The organism is Kluyvera sp. (assembly GCF_965301105.1).
This window is the reverse complement of sequence record NZ_CBDKZX010000045.1, coordinates 1-16,436: the sequence shown is the minus strand read 5'-3', so window position 1 is coordinate 16,436 and position 16,436 is coordinate 1. Positions and strand designations below refer to the sequence as shown.

At 56.3% G+C, this 16,436-nt stretch carries 14 protein-coding genes and 1 tRNA gene; 3 read left to right on the top strand and 12 right to left on the bottom strand.

The window, feature by feature from the left end; all coding sequences use genetic code 11:
- Window positions 1-88 precede the first annotated feature (88 nt).
- Complete coding sequence (locus ACW14G_RS15030; RefSeq protein WP_163446008.1) at window positions 89-1,345, top strand: nucleoside permease; 1,257 nt, start codon at window positions 89-91, stop codon at window positions 1,343-1,345.
- A 122-nt stretch (window positions 1,346-1,467) separates the two neighbouring features.
- Here the strand turns inward: ACW14G_RS15030 and ACW14G_RS15025 are convergent, their stop codons facing one another.
- Complete coding sequence (locus tag ACW14G_RS15025) at window positions 1,468-3,603, bottom strand: ornithine decarboxylase (RefSeq protein WP_249022748.1); 2,136 nt, start codon at window positions 3,601-3,603, stop codon at window positions 1,468-1,470.
- Between the two features lie 418 nt (window positions 3,604-4,021).
- Here ACW14G_RS15025 and ACW14G_RS15020 point away from each other — a divergent pair, with 418 nt between their 5' ends.
- Complete coding sequence (locus ACW14G_RS15020; RefSeq protein WP_163446006.1) at window positions 4,022-4,729, top strand: DUF554 domain-containing protein; 708 nt, start codon at window positions 4,022-4,024, stop codon at window positions 4,727-4,729.
- A 105-nt stretch (window positions 4,730-4,834) separates the two neighbouring features.
- Window positions 4,835-4,910: transfer RNA gene (locus ACW14G_RS15015), tRNA-Phe, on the top strand.
- A gap of 75 nt (window positions 4,911-4,985) precedes the next feature.
- Here the strand turns inward: ACW14G_RS15015 and ACW14G_RS15010 are convergent.
- The 11 genes from ACW14G_RS15010 to ACW14G_RS14960 all read right to left on the bottom strand — a co-directional run bounded on the left by ACW14G_RS15010 (window position 4,986) and on the right by ACW14G_RS14960 (window position 16,246).
- Window positions 4,986-5,957: a coiled-coil domain-containing protein gene (locus ACW14G_RS15010; protein ID WP_249022747.1), complete on the bottom strand. Its 972-nt coding sequence runs from the start codon at window positions 5,955-5,957 to the stop codon at window positions 4,986-4,988.
- 163 nt (window positions 5,958-6,120) lie between these two features.
- Entirely contained in the window at window positions 6,121-7,266 is a 1,146-nt protein-coding gene (locus ACW14G_RS15005; RefSeq protein WP_249022746.1) for a trans-sulfuration enzyme family protein, read from the bottom strand.
- A gap of 10 nt (window positions 7,267-7,276) precedes the next feature.
- On the bottom strand, window positions 7,277-8,647 hold the full coding sequence (locus tag ACW14G_RS15000) for a pyridoxal-phosphate dependent enzyme (RefSeq protein ID WP_163449230.1): 1,371 nt from the start codon (window positions 8,645-8,647) through the stop codon (window positions 7,277-7,279).
- Window positions 8,648-8,976: 329 nt separating this feature from the next.
- A complete protein-coding gene (locus tag ACW14G_RS14995; RefSeq protein ID WP_249022745.1) occupies window positions 8,977-9,882 on the bottom strand; it encodes a fimbrial protein in 906 nt (301 codons plus the stop codon).
- A gap of 16 nt (window positions 9,883-9,898) precedes the next feature.
- Window positions 9,899-10,402, bottom strand: a complete 504-nt coding sequence (fimG, locus tag ACW14G_RS14990; protein ID WP_163449232.1) for a type 1 fimbrial minor subunit FimG — start codon at window positions 10,400-10,402, stop codon at window positions 9,899-9,901.
- Window positions 10,403-10,414: 12 nt separating this feature from the next.
- Window positions 10,415-10,945: a type 1 fimbrial adaptor subunit FimF gene (gene fimF / locus ACW14G_RS14985; protein ID WP_163449233.1), complete on the bottom strand. Its 531-nt coding sequence runs from the start codon at window positions 10,943-10,945 to the stop codon at window positions 10,415-10,417.
- 7 nt (window positions 10,946-10,952) lie between these two features.
- Window positions 10,953-13,502: a fimbrial biogenesis usher protein gene (locus ACW14G_RS14980; RefSeq protein ID WP_223882166.1), complete on the bottom strand. Its 2,550-nt coding sequence runs from the start codon at window positions 13,500-13,502 to the stop codon at window positions 10,953-10,955.
- 116 nt (window positions 13,503-13,618) lie between these two features.
- Window positions 13,619-14,308 carry a fimbria/pilus periplasmic chaperone gene (locus ACW14G_RS14975; RefSeq protein ID WP_411908120.1) on the bottom strand — a complete coding sequence of 230 codons (690 nt, stop codon included), beginning with the start codon at window positions 14,306-14,308 and terminating at the stop codon, window positions 13,619-13,621.
- A 59-nt stretch (window positions 14,309-14,367) separates the two neighbouring features.
- Complete coding sequence (gene fimI / locus ACW14G_RS14970) at window positions 14,368-14,907, bottom strand: type 1 fimbrial minor subunit FimI (RefSeq protein WP_167575028.1); 540 nt, start codon at window positions 14,905-14,907, stop codon at window positions 14,368-14,370.
- A gap of 67 nt (window positions 14,908-14,974) precedes the next feature.
- Complete coding sequence (fimA, locus tag ACW14G_RS14965; protein ID WP_163449236.1) at window positions 14,975-15,523, bottom strand: type 1 fimbrial major subunit FimA; 549 nt, start codon at window positions 15,521-15,523, stop codon at window positions 14,975-14,977.
- Window positions 15,524-15,679: 156 nt separating this feature from the next.
- Window positions 15,680-16,246, bottom strand: a complete 567-nt coding sequence (locus ACW14G_RS14960; RefSeq protein WP_163449237.1) for a helix-turn-helix domain-containing protein — start codon at window positions 16,244-16,246, stop codon at window positions 15,680-15,682.
- Window positions 16,247-16,436 lie beyond the last annotated feature (190 nt).

Here is a 16,436-nt window from a genome sequence, read left to right as displayed (position 1 = left end):
TCACAGCCATTGATAGAATCAGCACAAATAATGCCTTCGGATGTTATTACGCGAACGCCTGTCCGGTCCTATTTGTGAGGAAATTAACATGAATTTAAAGCTGCAGCTTAAGATACTGTCCTTCCTGCAGTTCTGCCTGTGGGGGAGCTGGCTAACCACGCTGGGCTCGTACATGTTTGTAACGCTGAAGTTCGATGGTGCCTCTATCGGCGCGGTGTACAGCTCACTGGGTATCGCCGCCGTCTTTATGCCAACGCTGCTGGGCATCGTGGCGGATAAATGGATTAGCGCCAAGTGGGTCTATGCTTTTTGTCACCTGGTGGGGGCAGGAACGTTATTTATGGCCGCCGAGGTCACCACGCCGGGGGCGATGTTCTTCGTTATTCTGCTTAACTCGCTGGCCTATATGCCAACGCTGGGGCTGATTAACACCATCTCCTACTACCGCCTGAAATCGGCGGGCATGGACATCGTTACCGACTTCCCGCCAATCCGTATCTGGGGCACCATCGGCTTTATTCTGGCGATGTGGGCGGTGAGCTTCTCCGGCTTCGAGCTGAGCCATATGCAGCTGTACATTGGCGCTGCGCTGTCGGTCGTGCTGGTGCTGTTCACTCTGACGCTGCCGCACATTCCCGTTTCTAACCAGCAGCAGAAACAAAGCTGGAGCAGCATGCTGGGGCTGGACGCCTTTGCGCTGTTTAAAAACAAACGCATGGCGATCTTCTTTATCTTTTCCATGATGCTGGGCGCGGAACTGCAGATCACAAACATGTTCGGCAACACCTTCCTGCACAGCTTTGATAAAGATCCGCTGTTTGCCACCAGCTTTATCGTGCAGCACGCCTCGGTGATGATGTCGATTTCACAAATCTCCGAGACGCTGTTCATCCTCACCATTCCGTTCTTCTTAAGCCGTTACGGTATCAAGAACGTGATGCTGATTAGTATCTTCGCGTGGATGCTGCGCTTCGGCCTGTTCGCCTACGGCGACCCGACGCCGTTCGGCACCGTACTGCTGGTACTGTCGATGATTGTTTACGGCTGCGCCTTCGACTTCTTCAACATCTCCGGTTCGGTATTCGTTGAGAAAGAAGTCCGCCCGGAAATTCGCGCCAGCGCGCAGGGTATGTTCCTGATGATGACCAACGGCTTCGGCTGCATTCTCGGCGGCATGGCGAGCGGGAAAGTGGTGGAGATGTACACCGTAGACGGTATTACCGACTGGCAAAGCGTATGGCTGATTTTCGCCGGCTACTCGCTGGTGCTGGCGGTAGCATTTGTTGGGCTGTTTAAATATAAACATGAGCGCGTCGCGCCGGGTACGGTGCCGGTCACGCACTAAGGTGCTGCCCCTCCCCACAAGGAGAGGGAGAAAACAGACCAGGTTCTGGTGTTAATCACCGCACCTGACGGTCCCCTCTCCCCCACGGGGAGAGGGTTAGGGTGAGGGGATGTCCCCGCACCTTACTTCAAAACATACCCATACAGCCGACTAATCCCGTCAGCATCCTTCTCGCTGTACACCCCCTGAAGCTCCGGCGAAAAGCCCGGCAGCAGGTTCACGCCCTCTTCCAGCGCCAGGAAATAACGCTGTACCGCACCGCCCCACACTTCCCCCGGCACCACGCACAGCACGCCCGGTGGATACGGCAGCGCGCCTTCAGCGGCAATGCGCCCTTCCGCTTCGCTGATGCGCACCAGCTCAACATTACCGCGAATAAACTCGCTGTTGGCGTCCTGCGGGTTCATCACCACTTGCGGCAAACTCTCTTTGCGGAACATCGCCTTTTGCAGGTCCTTAACGTCAAAGCTGACGTAAAGATTGTGCATCTCCTGACACAGCTCGCGTAGCGTATAGTCACGGTAACGTACCGGATACTTGTTGTAGATAGTCGGCAGCACGTCGGCCAGCGGCGTATCGTCCTCGATATGCTGTTCAAACTGGCCGAGCATTGCCACCAGCTGCGCCATTTTTTCCGGCGTTTCCGCAGGGGTTAGCAGGAACAGGATCGAATTCAGGTCGCATTTCTCCGGCACGATACCGTTCTCACGCAGATAGTGGGCAAGAATCGTCGCCGGAATGCCGAACTCGGTATATTGCCCGGTTTCCGCGTCGATCCCCGGCGTGGTCAGCAGCAATTTGCACGGGTCCACGAAGTACTGATCCTGCGCATAGCCCTCGAAACCGTGCCAACGCGCGCCAGGCGCAAAGCTAAAGAAGCGACGCTCGCTGGCAATCGTTTTGGTTGGGTGATCCTGCCACGGGCGATCATCAACCATGGGCGGGATAAACGGCTGGATCATCTTACAATTCGCCACAATCGCCTTACGCGCTTCAATCCCCAGCTCGACGCACTCTGCCCACAGACGGCGCCCACTCTCCCCTTCGTGGATTTTGGCGTTGATATCCAGCGCCGCAAACAGCGGGTAAAACGGGCTGGTTGAGGCGTGCAGCATAAAGGCGTTGTTCAGCCGTTTGTGCGGGCAAAAGCGCGCCTGGCCGCGAATATGGTTATCTTTTTTGTGGATCTGCGAGGTCTGCGAGAAGCCCGCCTGCTGTTTGTGTACCGATTGAGTAACGAAAATGCCCGGATCGTTTTCGTTGAGATCCAGCAGCAACGGCGAGGTATCGGACATCATATCGATAAACTGCTCGTAGCCGACCCATGCGGAGTCAAACAGAATGTAGTCGCAAAGGTGGCCGATTTTATCCACCACCTGACGCGCATTGTAGATAGTGCCGTCATAGGTGCCCAGTTGAATGATCGCCAGGCGGAATGGACGCGCGTCATCGGCTTTCTCCGGCGCGGCTTCACGAATCTGCTCACGCAGATAGCGCTCGTCAAAGCAGTGCTCATCAATGCCGCCGATAAAACCGAACGGATTACGCGCCGCTTCCAGATAGACCGGCGTCGCGCCAGCCTGAATCAGCGCACCATGGTGGTTCGATTTGTGGTTATTGCGGTCGAACAGCACCAGGTCGCCGCGGGCCAGCAGCGCATTGGTCACCACCTTATTGGCGGCGGAGGTGCCGTTCAGCACAAAGTAGGTTTTATCGGCGTGGAACACCTTCGCGGCAAACTTCTGCGCGTGCTTGGCAGAGCCTTCGTGAATCAGCAGGTCGCCGAGCTTCACGTCGGCGTTGCACATGTCGGCACGAAAGACGTTCTCACCGAAGAAGTCATAAAACTGGCGGCCCGCCGGATGTTTTTTAAAGAACGCGCCGTGCTGATGCCCCGGACAGGCGAAGGTGCTGTTGCCCATTTCAACGTACTGAGTCAGGGTATTAAAAAACGGCGGCAGCAGCTCTTCTTCATAGCGACAGGCGGCGGTTTCCAGCTCCAGCCACTCCTGATCTTTACCGCTAATGACCGCCTCTACGCCGTTTGGCACGCTGATATCATCGCTTGTCAGCACGAATACCGGCAGCTTAAATCCGGTGCGTTTGAGTAATGCAAGAATGCCGCTGTGGCTGTCGGCCACGGTAATGACGACTGCTGCCACATCGGTAAAGTCGGTACTATCCAGCGCCACCACGTCACGATGGGTGGAAAGGCGAGAGACCAGTTCACGACTGGCAGCAATGTTCATTGATTTCATAAGCGCAACGACCCACTCAGGGAGAGTAAAAGTCCTGGGCAGAGCATCTGGCTCTGCCCCACGAAGCGTCTGGGTGCAACTGGGTTACAGCTCCGACCGCCAGACATCAGTAAAAGCAGACATGGTCTAATCTTACTGTTGTCCTGCAGTGAGCGTGCGTTGGCGTCACCGCATGGTGAGCAAAGAGAATGGGGCAGACCTTCGCGAGTAGGCGAAGCGGCATTGGCGATGTAATGGCAAAGATGTCATTGCAGGCGGCCCCGATTCAGGAAAGGAGAAATTTCGCGCAATCATGGCACCATTCACCAGAGGGTGCAAGACGAAATTTTTATGCACTAATACCACGGAGAAACAAGCACTGAACCGATTAATCAGTCCATAATAATGCAGGACTTATCGATAAGTAACAGGAGTTAACGTGGTAATTGGCCCATTTATTAATGCCGGGGCAGTGCTCGTCGGCGGTTTGATCGGCGCGCTGTTAAGCCAGCGTCTTCCGGAGCGTATTCGCGTTTCCATGACCTCGATCTTCGGCCTCGCCTCGCTGGGTATTGGCCTGCTGCTGGTAATCAAGTGCGCCAATATGCCGGTGATGGTGCTGGCCACACTGATGGGGGCGCTGATCGGTGAGTTTTGCTATCTGGAAAAAGGGATCAATAACGGCGTTTCCTGGATGCAGAAGCGGCTGCTCAAGCCGGGCAAAAGCCGGGAGCATGAAAATGTCATCCAGAGCTTCGTGGCGATTATCGTCTTGTTCTGCGCGAGCGGTACCGGGATTTTTGGCTCGATGCACGAAGGGATGACCGGCGACCCGACCATACTCATAGCCAAGTCGTTTCTCGATTTCTTTACCGCCATGATTTTCGCCTGCTCGCTCGGCTTTGCCGTCTGTGCCATCAGCGTGCCGATGCTGGTCATCCAGCTGACGCTGGCGTTTTGCGCCTTTATGATCCTCCCGCTCACCACCCCTGCAATGATGGCCGATTTCACCGCCGTCGGCGGCCTGCTGCTGCTGGCCACCGGCCTGCGCATCTGCGGAATCAAGATGTTCGCCGTGGTGAATATGCTGCCCGCGCTGCTGCTGGCGATGCCCATTTCCGCTGCCTGGACCGCCTTTTTTGCCTGACGTCGCGTGCAAAATACGCAAGGTGATGATAGATTGTGCAACTCGCCGCAAAATTTATAATTTTCGTTGACGAGGCGAGGCGATTACGGTTTAATGCGCCCCGTTGCCCGGATAGCTCAGTCGGTAGAGCAGGGGATTGAAAATCCCCGTGTCCTTGGTTCGATTCCGAGTCCGGGCACCACTTATTCAGAAAACCCAGCCTATGGCTGGGTTTTTGCTTTCTGGCGTTCCGATAAATTTCCGCTTCCAGAAATAGCTACGCCACCTCATCCAACCCTGACTCAAAGATGCGCTTGCGCAGAGTGGCGATCGTGTTCGACAGCGCTTTTTCCTGCTGGCGAAAATAGGCCTGTGGGTCGGCAAGCGTTGACACCAGCAGCCAGGATTTCTCTTTCTCAAGCGCGAGCATTTCGGCCTGCAGGCTGGCAATTTGTTGCTGCGTGGCGCTGATTTTACGCAGCAGTAGCGTGAGATCGTTCAGCCTTTCGCTCGCCATCATTGGCTCATGCTCGCGCATGAGTCGGGCTAGCAGATTACGAATAGTCGGCAGATCGCCACGTTGTCGGGCCTGATTGAGCTGGGCCATCATCTCGTTAGCTTCCGCCTTCAGCGCATCGTCGACCAGATCCGGGTGACAAAGCTTACTCGCCTGGCGCCACAATCGTTTGAGTTCCTGACGATCCTCCTGCGCCATATTTTCATGATGCTCGCGGCGTTTTTGCGCTTTTTGCTGCTGATCGCGCCAGGTGTCATACTGTTCGCGCGCTTCGTCACGCGCACGTTGTTCGCGGGAATCGTCGTCATGACACATTTCGGCTCGCTTGCGCAGCGAGGCTTCCGCCAGGATCTTTCGCAGCCTCAGCACCTCGGCCATCAGCGGCCCCAGATGCTGCATATAAAGATCGTTAAACTCATCAAGCTGGGTCAGCCTTGCGTTCCTGGCATCAAGCAGCGCCTGTAGCTGGGTTTCCAGCGCTTTTAGCTCCAGTTTGCTGGCCGCAATGCGCGGATCCTGCCAGTGAGTCATCGAGCGCTGGCTTTGCAGCCAGCTGACGATGGCGTTCATCGCCTCGCCATAGCGCCGGGACTCCAGCGCCTGAATGATGGCGTCAATCGCCGGATCGTCAATGTCGCCTTTCAGGTGCGAAATCTGACTGGCAATGATCTCATCATCTTCCAGTTCAATGGCATTTTTGATGATTTCCAGCCGCTTGATGGGTTTACTCATGGGGCGTTTGCTCGGCGTCCTGACCGTGGGAATGGATCGCAGAGTAGCACTCGTTCCGGTGCGCCGTCAGCCGCTATGTCATATTATAAGTGACGTTATTTCAGTCGCTTAGATTTTCGATATGAAGTATAGACTTAAGTCGAACTGACGGCGGTTAATATCGTTACTCAGCCAGCGCCTGCCGCAAATCGTCGCGCAAATCATCAACCCCTTCAATGCCCACTGAGAGGCGAATCAGCTGTGGCGTAATGCCGTTGGCGAGTCGCTGCTCCAGCGGGATAGACGCATGGGTCATGCTGAACGGCTGGCTGACCAGGCTTTCCACGCCGCCCAGGCTCTCAGCGAGCGTAAACAGGCGCAACTTTTTGATCACCGCTTCTGCCCGTTCGGCATCGCCTTTTACCACGATCGAGATCATCCCTCCCGGCTGCGCCATCTGGCGGCGGGCGAGCGCATAGTCGGGGTGCGATTCCAGCCATGGGAACCAGACCTTTTCCACCTGCGGCTGCTGCTCAAGCCACTGGGCAAGCGCCAGCGCATTGCTGCTGTGGCGTTCCATGCGCAGCGACAGCGTGCGGATCCCGCGCAGGGTCAGGAAGCTACTGAACGGATCGAGCACCCCGCCGACAGCGTTTTGCAGATAGCCAAGCTGCTCCGCCAGCGTCGGGTTATCGCCCACCACCGCAAGACCGGCGACAACGTCCGAGTGGCCGTTGAGGTATTTGGTGGCGGAATGCACCACAATATCAAAGCCGAATGCCAGCGGGCGCTGAATAACCGGCGAGGCAAAGGTGTTATCCGCCACGCTGATGAGCTTGTGGCGACGGGCGATACTGGCGATTGCCTCCAGATCGGCCAGTTTCAGCAAGGGGTTGGTCGGCGTCTCGACCCAAATCATGCGCGTTTCCGGGCGGATAGCCGCTTCCAGCGCCGGGAGCGAACCGGGTTTGACCCAACTCACCTGCAGCCCTGCGCTGCGCCGACGCACGTTTTCAATCAGCCGGTAGGTTCCCCCATAAACATCATCGACGGCGACGATATGGCTGTCTTTATCCAGCAGTTCCAGTACCGTTGAGATGGCCGCCAGGCCAGAAGCAAAGGCGTAGCCGCGGCTGCCGCCTTCCAGCTCAGCAATCGCGGTCTCCAGCGCCGTTCGCGTCGGGTTGCCGCTTCGCGAATATTCATAGCCGCTGTGCTGGCCCGGTGCCGGTTGGGCATAGGTTGATGTTGCGTAAATCGGCGGCATCACCGCGCCGTGGCTATCGGTAAAAGTGCCGCTGTGTACGCTTAGAGTGTCGAAAGTTATCATTATTCATTCCTTATTGTTCAAGACGATTGCGCCAGCTCGTGAGGAGATCGCTACGGGTAATAAGGCCGAGAAAGCGCTCGTTATCCACCACCACGGCCACCTGGCCACGATCAAAAATCGGTTTCAGCGCGCTCTCAGGCGCGGTGATGTCGAGGGTTTCAACCTCCTGCGTCATGGCTTCGCGCACCGGCAAACCAAAGCGTTGGCTGTCGCCCTGCACGTGGCTCAGCAAATCCCACTCATCGACGATTCCCACCACCCTTCCCTCTTCCAGCACCGGGAGCTGTGAGATGTCATACAGGCGCATACGAGCCAGCACGGCGGCCAGGGTATCGTCGGGAGCGGCGGTGACGGTGGCGCCTTCATCATGGCGTAAGGCAATAAAATCACTCAGATCACCACGCTGTGTGCGGGCCAGCAGGCCCTGCTGGCGCATCCAGTCGTCGTTGAACATTTTCGACAGGTACTTATTGCCGCTGTCGCAGGCAAAGGTCACCACCCGTTTAGGCGTGGTTTGCGCGCGACAGTAGCGCAGCGCCGCCGCCAGCAGCGTGCCGCTTGAAGAGCCCGCCAGAATCCCTTCCACCTGCAGGAGTTCGCGGGCGGTAGTGAAGGCTTCACGATCGCTGATGCGTAATGCCTTACGTACGTTATTGATGTGCGCTAATGGCGGGATAAAATCTTCGCCAATTCCTTCAACCAGCCAGGATCCCGCTTCCTGATAACGGCCGCTTTCGACCTGATCGGCAAGGATCGAACCGGCCGGATCGGCCAGCACAAACTCGGTGTGCGGCGAGTGTTCGGCGAACCATGCCTGCAGGCCACCCAGCGTACCGCCCGATCCCACGCCAACGACGATGGCATCAATCTGCCCGTCGAGTTGCTGATACAGCTCCGGCGCGGTGGTTGTGGTGTGAGCCAACGGATTGGCGGCGTTATTAAACTGGTCAATGTAAAAAGCACCGGGGAGCGTTTTCGCCAGCCGCTGCGCGTAGTCCTGATAGTACGCCGGATGCCCCTTGCCAACGTCAGAGCGGGTCAACACCACCTGAGCGCCAAGGGCGCGGAGGTGGAAAATCTTCTCGCGGCTCATTTTGTCCGGTACGACAAGGATAAGTTTGTACCCGCGCTGGGCGGCAATCAGCGCCAGCCCAAGCCCGGTATTGCCTGCGGTCGCTTCAACAATGGTGCCGCCAGGCTGCAGCAGCCCCTGCTTTTGCGCCTCGTCGATCATCGACAGCGCCACCCGGTCCTTGATTGAACCGCCGGGGTTCTGGTTTTCCAGTTTCAGAAACAGGCTGCACGGTCCGGTATCCAGCTTATGCAGCTGCAGTACCGGCGTCTGGCCGATAAGTTCGGTGACGGAATGGTAAACGGTCATACGCTTTAATCCTGATATATGAGCAACGACCAGAGTGTAGGACTGTAAAAAATGGATGATAAAGAACCTTTATCTGCTCGTTAGCGCAAATTGGAATATGACCTGCTATTTAGACATGTGGATAGAGAGACGTTTAGTCGTACAGAGGGATTGATGGCTAAAAATGGGGGAATTTGCCGTATTTTCAGCCACCAAAGCGGCTTCAGAATGCGCCTTTTGCCGCATCACAGCTTTCTATTGTTGAACTTTATCTAAGGAGTTCTCGCCGCCGGCTTGGGGATGCTAGCGAGATGACGCGTTGAGGAACCCGCCGCAAAGGCGGGTTCCTGTCACTGATAAACAAACGTCACGCCAATAATCGACTGTACGTTGCCCGCTGTCACCTGGCCGTGGGTTCGCGCATAGTTGGCGGTCAAGCCAAGGCTCACGGCCGAGGTGCTTACCGTGCCAAGCGATACCGTGCTGTTGGCAGGCACAACGCTACCGTTGCGGGTAAGCTGGACGCCAACCCCACTCGCGGGCGAAGCCGATGCGGTGTTGGTGAAAATGGAGTTCGCCGAATCCTCCGTCGTCCCCGACAGGTAGTAACTGAGCTTTTGACTCTGTGCACAGTAAACCGTCAGCGGAATGGATGTTGAACCGGGGTAATCCGGCAGCGTCACCGTGACGTCTCGCGCAGAGACGTCACAGCCTCCGGTGGGCACCACCACATTGTTGTTGGCGTAGATATTCCAGACAAACTGGAAATCGTCGTTATTTTTATTGTTGGTCTGGCGAAGGATCAGAACGGCAATAAGCGTTCCGGCGCTAATTGCCACGCCGCCGGCGGAGCTAATCGGCGTCAGATAGAGCATCGTGGGCCAGGGTTTATCGGTTTTCGAGTTGTAAATTAGCCGCGCGGTCTCCGTGGTGGTGGGAAACGGATAGCTGGAACCATTGTATTTGACGGTACCGGAGAAACTGGACAACACGCCACCGTATGCCGAACCCCGTTGTAGCGTAACGTAGTCAGTCATGGTCTCCGGGTAATCGTTATGACAAAAAATCTGCGTCGAAAGATCGACAACCAGGTTTTGCCCCACGTTCACCTCAGGCGCCAGATCCACATACACGTTCGCGCTGCCGCCACCGATAGGGATCGTCGTTCCGCTGGCGGTCCGGCAGGCAAATGACCAGGCATTAAACGACCAACCGGCCATCAGCAGCACCGTCAACAGGGTTATCACTCTCTTCATCACGATCGTCTCCTGGTCAGGCGTAGGTATAGGTGACGTTGATCACCGCCTGAATGGTTCCCTGGGTAGCGCCGCCGTTAACCGACAGCGCCCTCACCTGCAGCGGAAAGCGTGCGGACTGCGAGGCCTCATCCACCGTCACCGTTGTCTTCGCGCCGGTATTGAGCGTGTTGCCCGCCGCGTCCTGCAGCTCAAGCTGAATATTTCTGGCCGTTCCCTGATTCTGGTAATAGCCGGTGGCATCTGCCGTGCCGCTAAAGCTGGCGGTGACGCGCGATGTGCCAACCGGGCAGTTGCTGAGATCCAGCGCGACGTCATGCCAGGGCGAGGTTGAGCCAGCGGAAAGTAGGTTGAAGGTGTAGAGATCGCCAAGATCAACGTCAGCATTGCGGGTTGATACCGTACACGGCTTCGCCACCACTTTACCGTTGACCGTAATCGTCACATCGGCGGCCCATAGCGCCGAAGAGAAGGCGACCAGCGCGATTGCCGATAGCACACCGCAATAAGCCCATTTCATTGATGCCTCCACTTACTGAAATTCAAGAGTGAACGTCGCCGTGGCGTTAACGTGGCCCGGCGTGACCGGAACCTGCGTGGCCATCAGGCGAGCATAAAAGTTCAGCGTATTGCTCTGACCGGGCTTCAGCGTCGTCCACGGAATAGCGGATGACGTGGCATTCAGCGGCAGCATTGTCTGCTGATCGTTAAGGATCTGCACCCCCATGCCAGCGGCGGCAGCGCTGCCGCCGTCAAGCTTCAACAGGCGGGTATTGTCATTATCCGCCACGCCAGTAAACCCAACCTTCACGGCGCTAACCGCGCTGCCGCAAGGTGAGAGAACAATACGAAACGGTATCGCGGGGGTCGTCGCGCCAACGGTACTGAACTGCTTAGCCGCGTTATCCATCAGGTCGACGATAAAGTCCTTCGACTCGCCCGCCACCGCGCAGCCGTTATCTCGTACGTAACCGCTGATGGTGATGGTGCTATCTGCGGCCAGGGCGCTGGCGGCGGATAGCGACAGCAGCGCGCTGAGCAGGTAAAAAGGTTTTGTCATCATCATGTCCTTAGCGGCAGGTCGCCGACAGCTGAATCAGCGACTGCTGCTGGCTCTCATCAGGTAACCGATATTCCGCTTCACAGCGCGCATTGGCGCCTTGCCCCCATGCCACCTGCACCTTTCCGGCCAGCGGCATGCCGCTGAGATAAACGAGGCCATTATCAGCCACGATGCTGCCGTTCTGGTTACCGTCCGAGGTGACCATCGCGCCAAACGGCACAGGTTTACCGTTGTGGATTAACGTCATCAGCAACTTCATGCCGACGTGCGCCTTAAACTCCGCGCGGACAATCGCGCCGTGAGTCGGTACGACGTTCACTACCGCATCGTCCAGGTCGACGTTATCCGCCAGCGAGTTGGTGTCCAGCGCCACACGGTTTTCCCGGTATTCAGTGGCGTAGGGCAGCACGGCATAGCCGCGCCAGTCGGTGCGTATCCCGGTCTGATTTTCCACTTTTGTCCCTTTCGCCCCCGGCGCGCTGACCAGCACCACCGTGTCATTGAGAGGCTGGCTCAGCGTGACGCCGTTGGCGTGAGCCAGCACGCCGCCGCTCATGCCGTAGTAAAGCTGCTTAATCCCGTCGCTACGGCTGTAGCCAACGTTGGCATTGCCGTAGCCACCGCGATAGTTCAGCGCGGCATAGCCGGTGCTCCCGCTGCTGCCCTCGCCGCCGCTGGCATAGCCGGTCTGCACGTTGTAACTCAGGTTGTTATCCTCCAGCAGCGTGCCGTACAGCCCTGCGAGGTTGCTCATCCGACCGTTGAGATCGTTGGACATGCTGTAGCTGGCGCTGGCGTGCCGCCAGACGGATTTGCTGTCCGAGCGCAGCCAGTGGCTGAACGGAATGTTGACGTTCACCGCCAGCATCTGGTCACGGGCATCCTGCCAGGCGTTTTTGGTCAGGCTATAGCTCAACGTCCAGTTAATATCGTCCACGGCCATATTCAGCCCGGCCTGGAATTGCTCATCCGCGTTATGAGTGCCCCAGTAGGTTTGCTGGCTGCCGCTCACATAAAGCGTGGCGGTACGCCCCAACTGCTGGGTTACGCTGACCTGCACTTTGCCCCGTTTGCTGTAGGCAAGGTTGTAGTAGTCGGTGAATTTGGGCTTCACGTAGACTGGCCCATCTTCCGTCACCACGGAGTACCCGCTCATACGCTGATAGGTGGTATCGGCAAAGCTGAAATATCCGCGCGTAGAGTAGCGGTAGCCCACCAGCTGAATATTGGTACCTAATTCATTAAGCGATTTGTTATAGAGGAAGCGCACCGACTGCCCCTGCTGCCGACTGTCGTCGGGTAGCGTGGCGTTGGCCTGGGTAATGTCCACCGACATCGCGCCCAGGTTGCCCATGTTCTTGCCGACCCCGAAGTTAAACGCGCGATAGCGATCCGCCAGCTGGCTTCCACCATACAGCGTCCATCCCGCCGCCAGCCCGTGCATAAGGGTGCCCTGAAAGAACGTCGGGTCGTCCTGCTGCTCGTTGCCGCTACGGTATTTTCCGGCAGTGAGCGCATAGCGCGTGTGCCCTTCCCTCTGCAGCACCGGGACGGAAGAATACGGTACGGTAAAGGTTTGATTGCTGCCGTCCGCCTCCTTGATCGTGACCTGCAGGTCGCCGCCGTTGCCCGCGGCATAGAGGTCGTTAATGGTGAAGGGGCCAGGCGGCACCGTGCTGTGGTAAATCTCATAGCCGTTTTGCTTGATAGAGACCTGCGCGGTACCGCGCGCTATACCGTGAATAACCGGCGCGAAGCCTTTCTGGCTGTCCGGCAGCATGTTGTCATCGGAAGCCAGCTGCGCGCCGCGGAAGTTAATCCCGTCAAAGATATCGCCGTTGGTATAGCTATCACCCAGCGTCAGCCGCGAGCGTAACGCCGTGATATCGCGCTCCAGCCAGGTATTGATATGCTGCCATTTGTTCTCGTTTTGCGAGCCGCTGCTGTGGCTCCAGGTACTGTTGTCACGCAACCGCCATGGGCCGACGTTCAGCCCGCTTTGCAGGTTTAAATAGGCATACTGGCTGCTACCGCCAACCGTGTTCTGCACGCGATTACCGGTGAAGTTGTAGTTCAGCAATCCGGCAGTGATACCGTTATCCCACAGCTCCGGCGGAATATAGCCGCGCGCCTGGTTCCCCATAAAGGCCTGAGGAATGGTCAGGTACAGTCGCTGCTGGCCGACATCCAGACGGATGGTCGCCTCTTTAATCATCTCGGTTAAGGGTACGCAGGCGTCAGCGGCAAGCGCATGCAGCCCGTCGACGGCGGCGACATTCAGCCCCATGCTGGCCAGCTGCCCGCGCGTCAGGCACGGCATCAGCCCATGGCCATCCTCAGGAGCGTTGAAGGTGACATCGCGAGTGGTCATATACCCGTCGTTAAGGTAGATATCTACGCGATAGGTCCCTGGCGGCAGCTCCTGCCCCTTCTCAAAACCGGAGAGATCCGCCACGGCGGCAGGATCGTCGGCCAGAAAGCGCGGGTTAAAGTAGAGTTCCGCCTGAACGAAAAAGGTCGGTGACGCGAGCAAAATGGCAACCGGAAGCTGCCGCATACGCCAGACCCGCAAACAGGCGAGGTCAAATTTCAGATATGGCATAGTCCCTCCGGTTTCACATCACCCGGCGATCATTTCTTATTCTGTTCAAGGGATAGGGGCAGCCCTGTGGCTTAACGCATCGCGCCTATCATGCGCGGCGTCAGCGCGCCATAGTCATTAATGGTTCTGAAAGTAATTTCACCGCCCGCATCATCCGGTATTTTCACCCGGGCCTCGCCCATCGGCGGCACCAGCGCGTTTTCCAGCACGCGGGTACCAGCGTTAAGCTCGGTAACCGTCAGGTAGTACGGCGTGGGATTGATCAGCGTAAGCGTGCCGGCACTGCGACGGAACGTCAGTTTTTCGACGGCCTGCTCCGGCGGCATCGCCAGTTTTGCCGGGCGATAGTAAAGCTTGATACGGCTGATAATCGCCAGTTGCAGGGTATTGTCGTTGAGCTTAGATTTGTCCATCGCCGGAATCGCCTTCACGTTCATCCAGAACAAGCTTTCCCGATCCTGCGGCAGCTGGTTATTGGACGCATCAAGAATACGCAGCGTGTTCTCTTTTTTCCCCTGCATCGCAAACAGCGGCGGCGTCACCACAAAACGACCATCTTTAACGCCGTCGGCGTTTTCCACCCAGGACTGAATCAGATAAGTGCCGCTCTCGTCGGTATTGGTGACCGCCAGAGGGACCTGCTTTTGCCCTGCCGGATAAATGACCCGGGTCGCCCCCAGCGCCACACCCGCGTGCGCATAATGGCTTACCCCGCTCGCCGCTATCAGCAGCAGCATCGCCAGCGCACCGCGCATCATCATCAACGTTCTTTTCATGTTTACCCTTGTTGTACTCACCGTCATTTCCTGCGTCCGGTTAATTACTGGTAGGTCAAGGCGAACCAGGCCTGCGCATTGGCCGTACCGCCGGTGACCTGACGTGCGGTCGAACGGTATTTCGCCACAAAATGCAGCGTGGTTGGCCCATCGTAGAGTCGCGCCCAGCGCACGGGCGCCTGGTTGAGTGGAATTAATCCGCCCTGGTCATCAAACAGCGCAATGCCAATACCGGTAGCGATGCCCGCCCCCTCTCCCACTGAGAGAACGTTAGGATCTTTACCGTCAGCGACGCCCTGAAACGACACGCCAACGTGCTGGCTGACTGCCGTACTGCAATCTTCAAGATGAATAGCAAAAGCGATCGGATTAGATTCTTCGCCCACCGCATGGAAACGATGGCTGGCCACCTGGCCCATTTTTACCGTCATCAGGCGATCTTCCGCCGCCACGCTGCAGGCTTCGGCGATAACAACGCCCTGAAAACGTAAACCACCACCGGGTAATGTGACGTTCCAGTGGTTGCCAGCATGCGCGACGATCGGCAGCAGAAACATCAGCAGTAACCCTGTCATCCAACGCATGACTATCACCTCCATTCCCTCGTGATGACGGGCCTTCCTGGCCCTCGTGGCGTCCCTGCCGGTTGGATTACTCGTACTGAACTTTGAAGGTCGCGTCGGCGTTCGCGGTACCCGCCGTGGCCGCGCCGGTCGCGTAGTAACGCGCCTGGAACGGAAGCACGTTAGGACCATCGTTCAGAGTGGTCGCGGAGCTAAAGGTCGCGCCATCGAGTGCCAGCGGTTTGCCTTTGTTATCAAGGATCTGGATACCCACGTTGGTGGCACCGCCCGATGCTGACCCTTGCAGCGCCAGAACGGTGTTGTTGGTGGTATCAACCGCTGTGCCGGAGAAGGCCACAGATGCCTTCGTCGAAACGCTGGTATCGCAGTCGTTCAGTTGGATGTTAAAGCCGACGGCGGAACTGGTGCTGCCCGCAGTCGCCAGTTTTGCCGAACGAACCTGACCCATCTGTACCGTCTGGTCGATAGAACCGGCATCCACGGCGCAGGCCGCGTTTACCACATCGCCTTTAAAATGCACGGTGCCGCCGTTTACCGTCGTCGTGTCCGCCAGCGCTGCCGCAGAGGTGAAGGAAAGCGCAGAGATAATTACCAGCGCAACTTTATTAATGCCCATAAATGTACTCCTGATTAATGGAGAATATTATTCTCACTTTGTTAAAAACAGCGCTAAAGGCAGGCAATGAAGGTTCTGCCTGACACGCATCGATTATTTATGTGAAGACAACCACATCCCAACAACAGCACCGTTATCTGGATATCAGAAATAACGTCACCAGCGTCGATTCAGCTTAGAGATATCCAGATAAAACGACATTGTCGCGGCATTATTCCCACGCAACCCAAACATTCGTTTAGTTTTCTGCCGCAAATAATAAATATGTTTTTCGCTGAGTCCTGCTAATTTATTAATTTGTGAAACGGAGTAGCCTTCGCATAGATAGCGAAAGACAATCAACTCTTGTTCAGAGAAATCCCGCCGGTCAAACATAGATTTACCGGCTTCATACAGACACAAGTAAAGCTCGGAAAAACCTATCTTTTCAGAGATGAGCCAAGGGAATGGCCCCTGAAAGGCGCATCCGGGAGCCCCCTCCATCTTGTATAACAGTACAATTCGGCAATGAGAGCATAATGAAGCAATTAAACTCAGTATCCGGTGTCGCTCGGCAATATCAGAAATATATACCACGAAGATATCACTGACCGATGGACGTAAGTAACAGTTAGATTTTAATTGTCTGGAGTGGATTGCTGCGACATTCCCTCTCCGAATGACTTCATCATCTTGCAATGCCAAAAGGAAAAAACTGTTATCCGAGATAATACATTTCCTCATATATTACCCCAACATCCAGATCCGATTTATTCTATTTAATGTCCATAATTCCTGTTTCCAGAAAGTCGTAAGCCAAACTTCGATTTAATTATATACACAGCGAATATACATCGTCAAAAACGATCAATTAATTATTATTGATAGATATGAACAATTGATTTTATGGATATAGATCGCCCTGATCGATCAA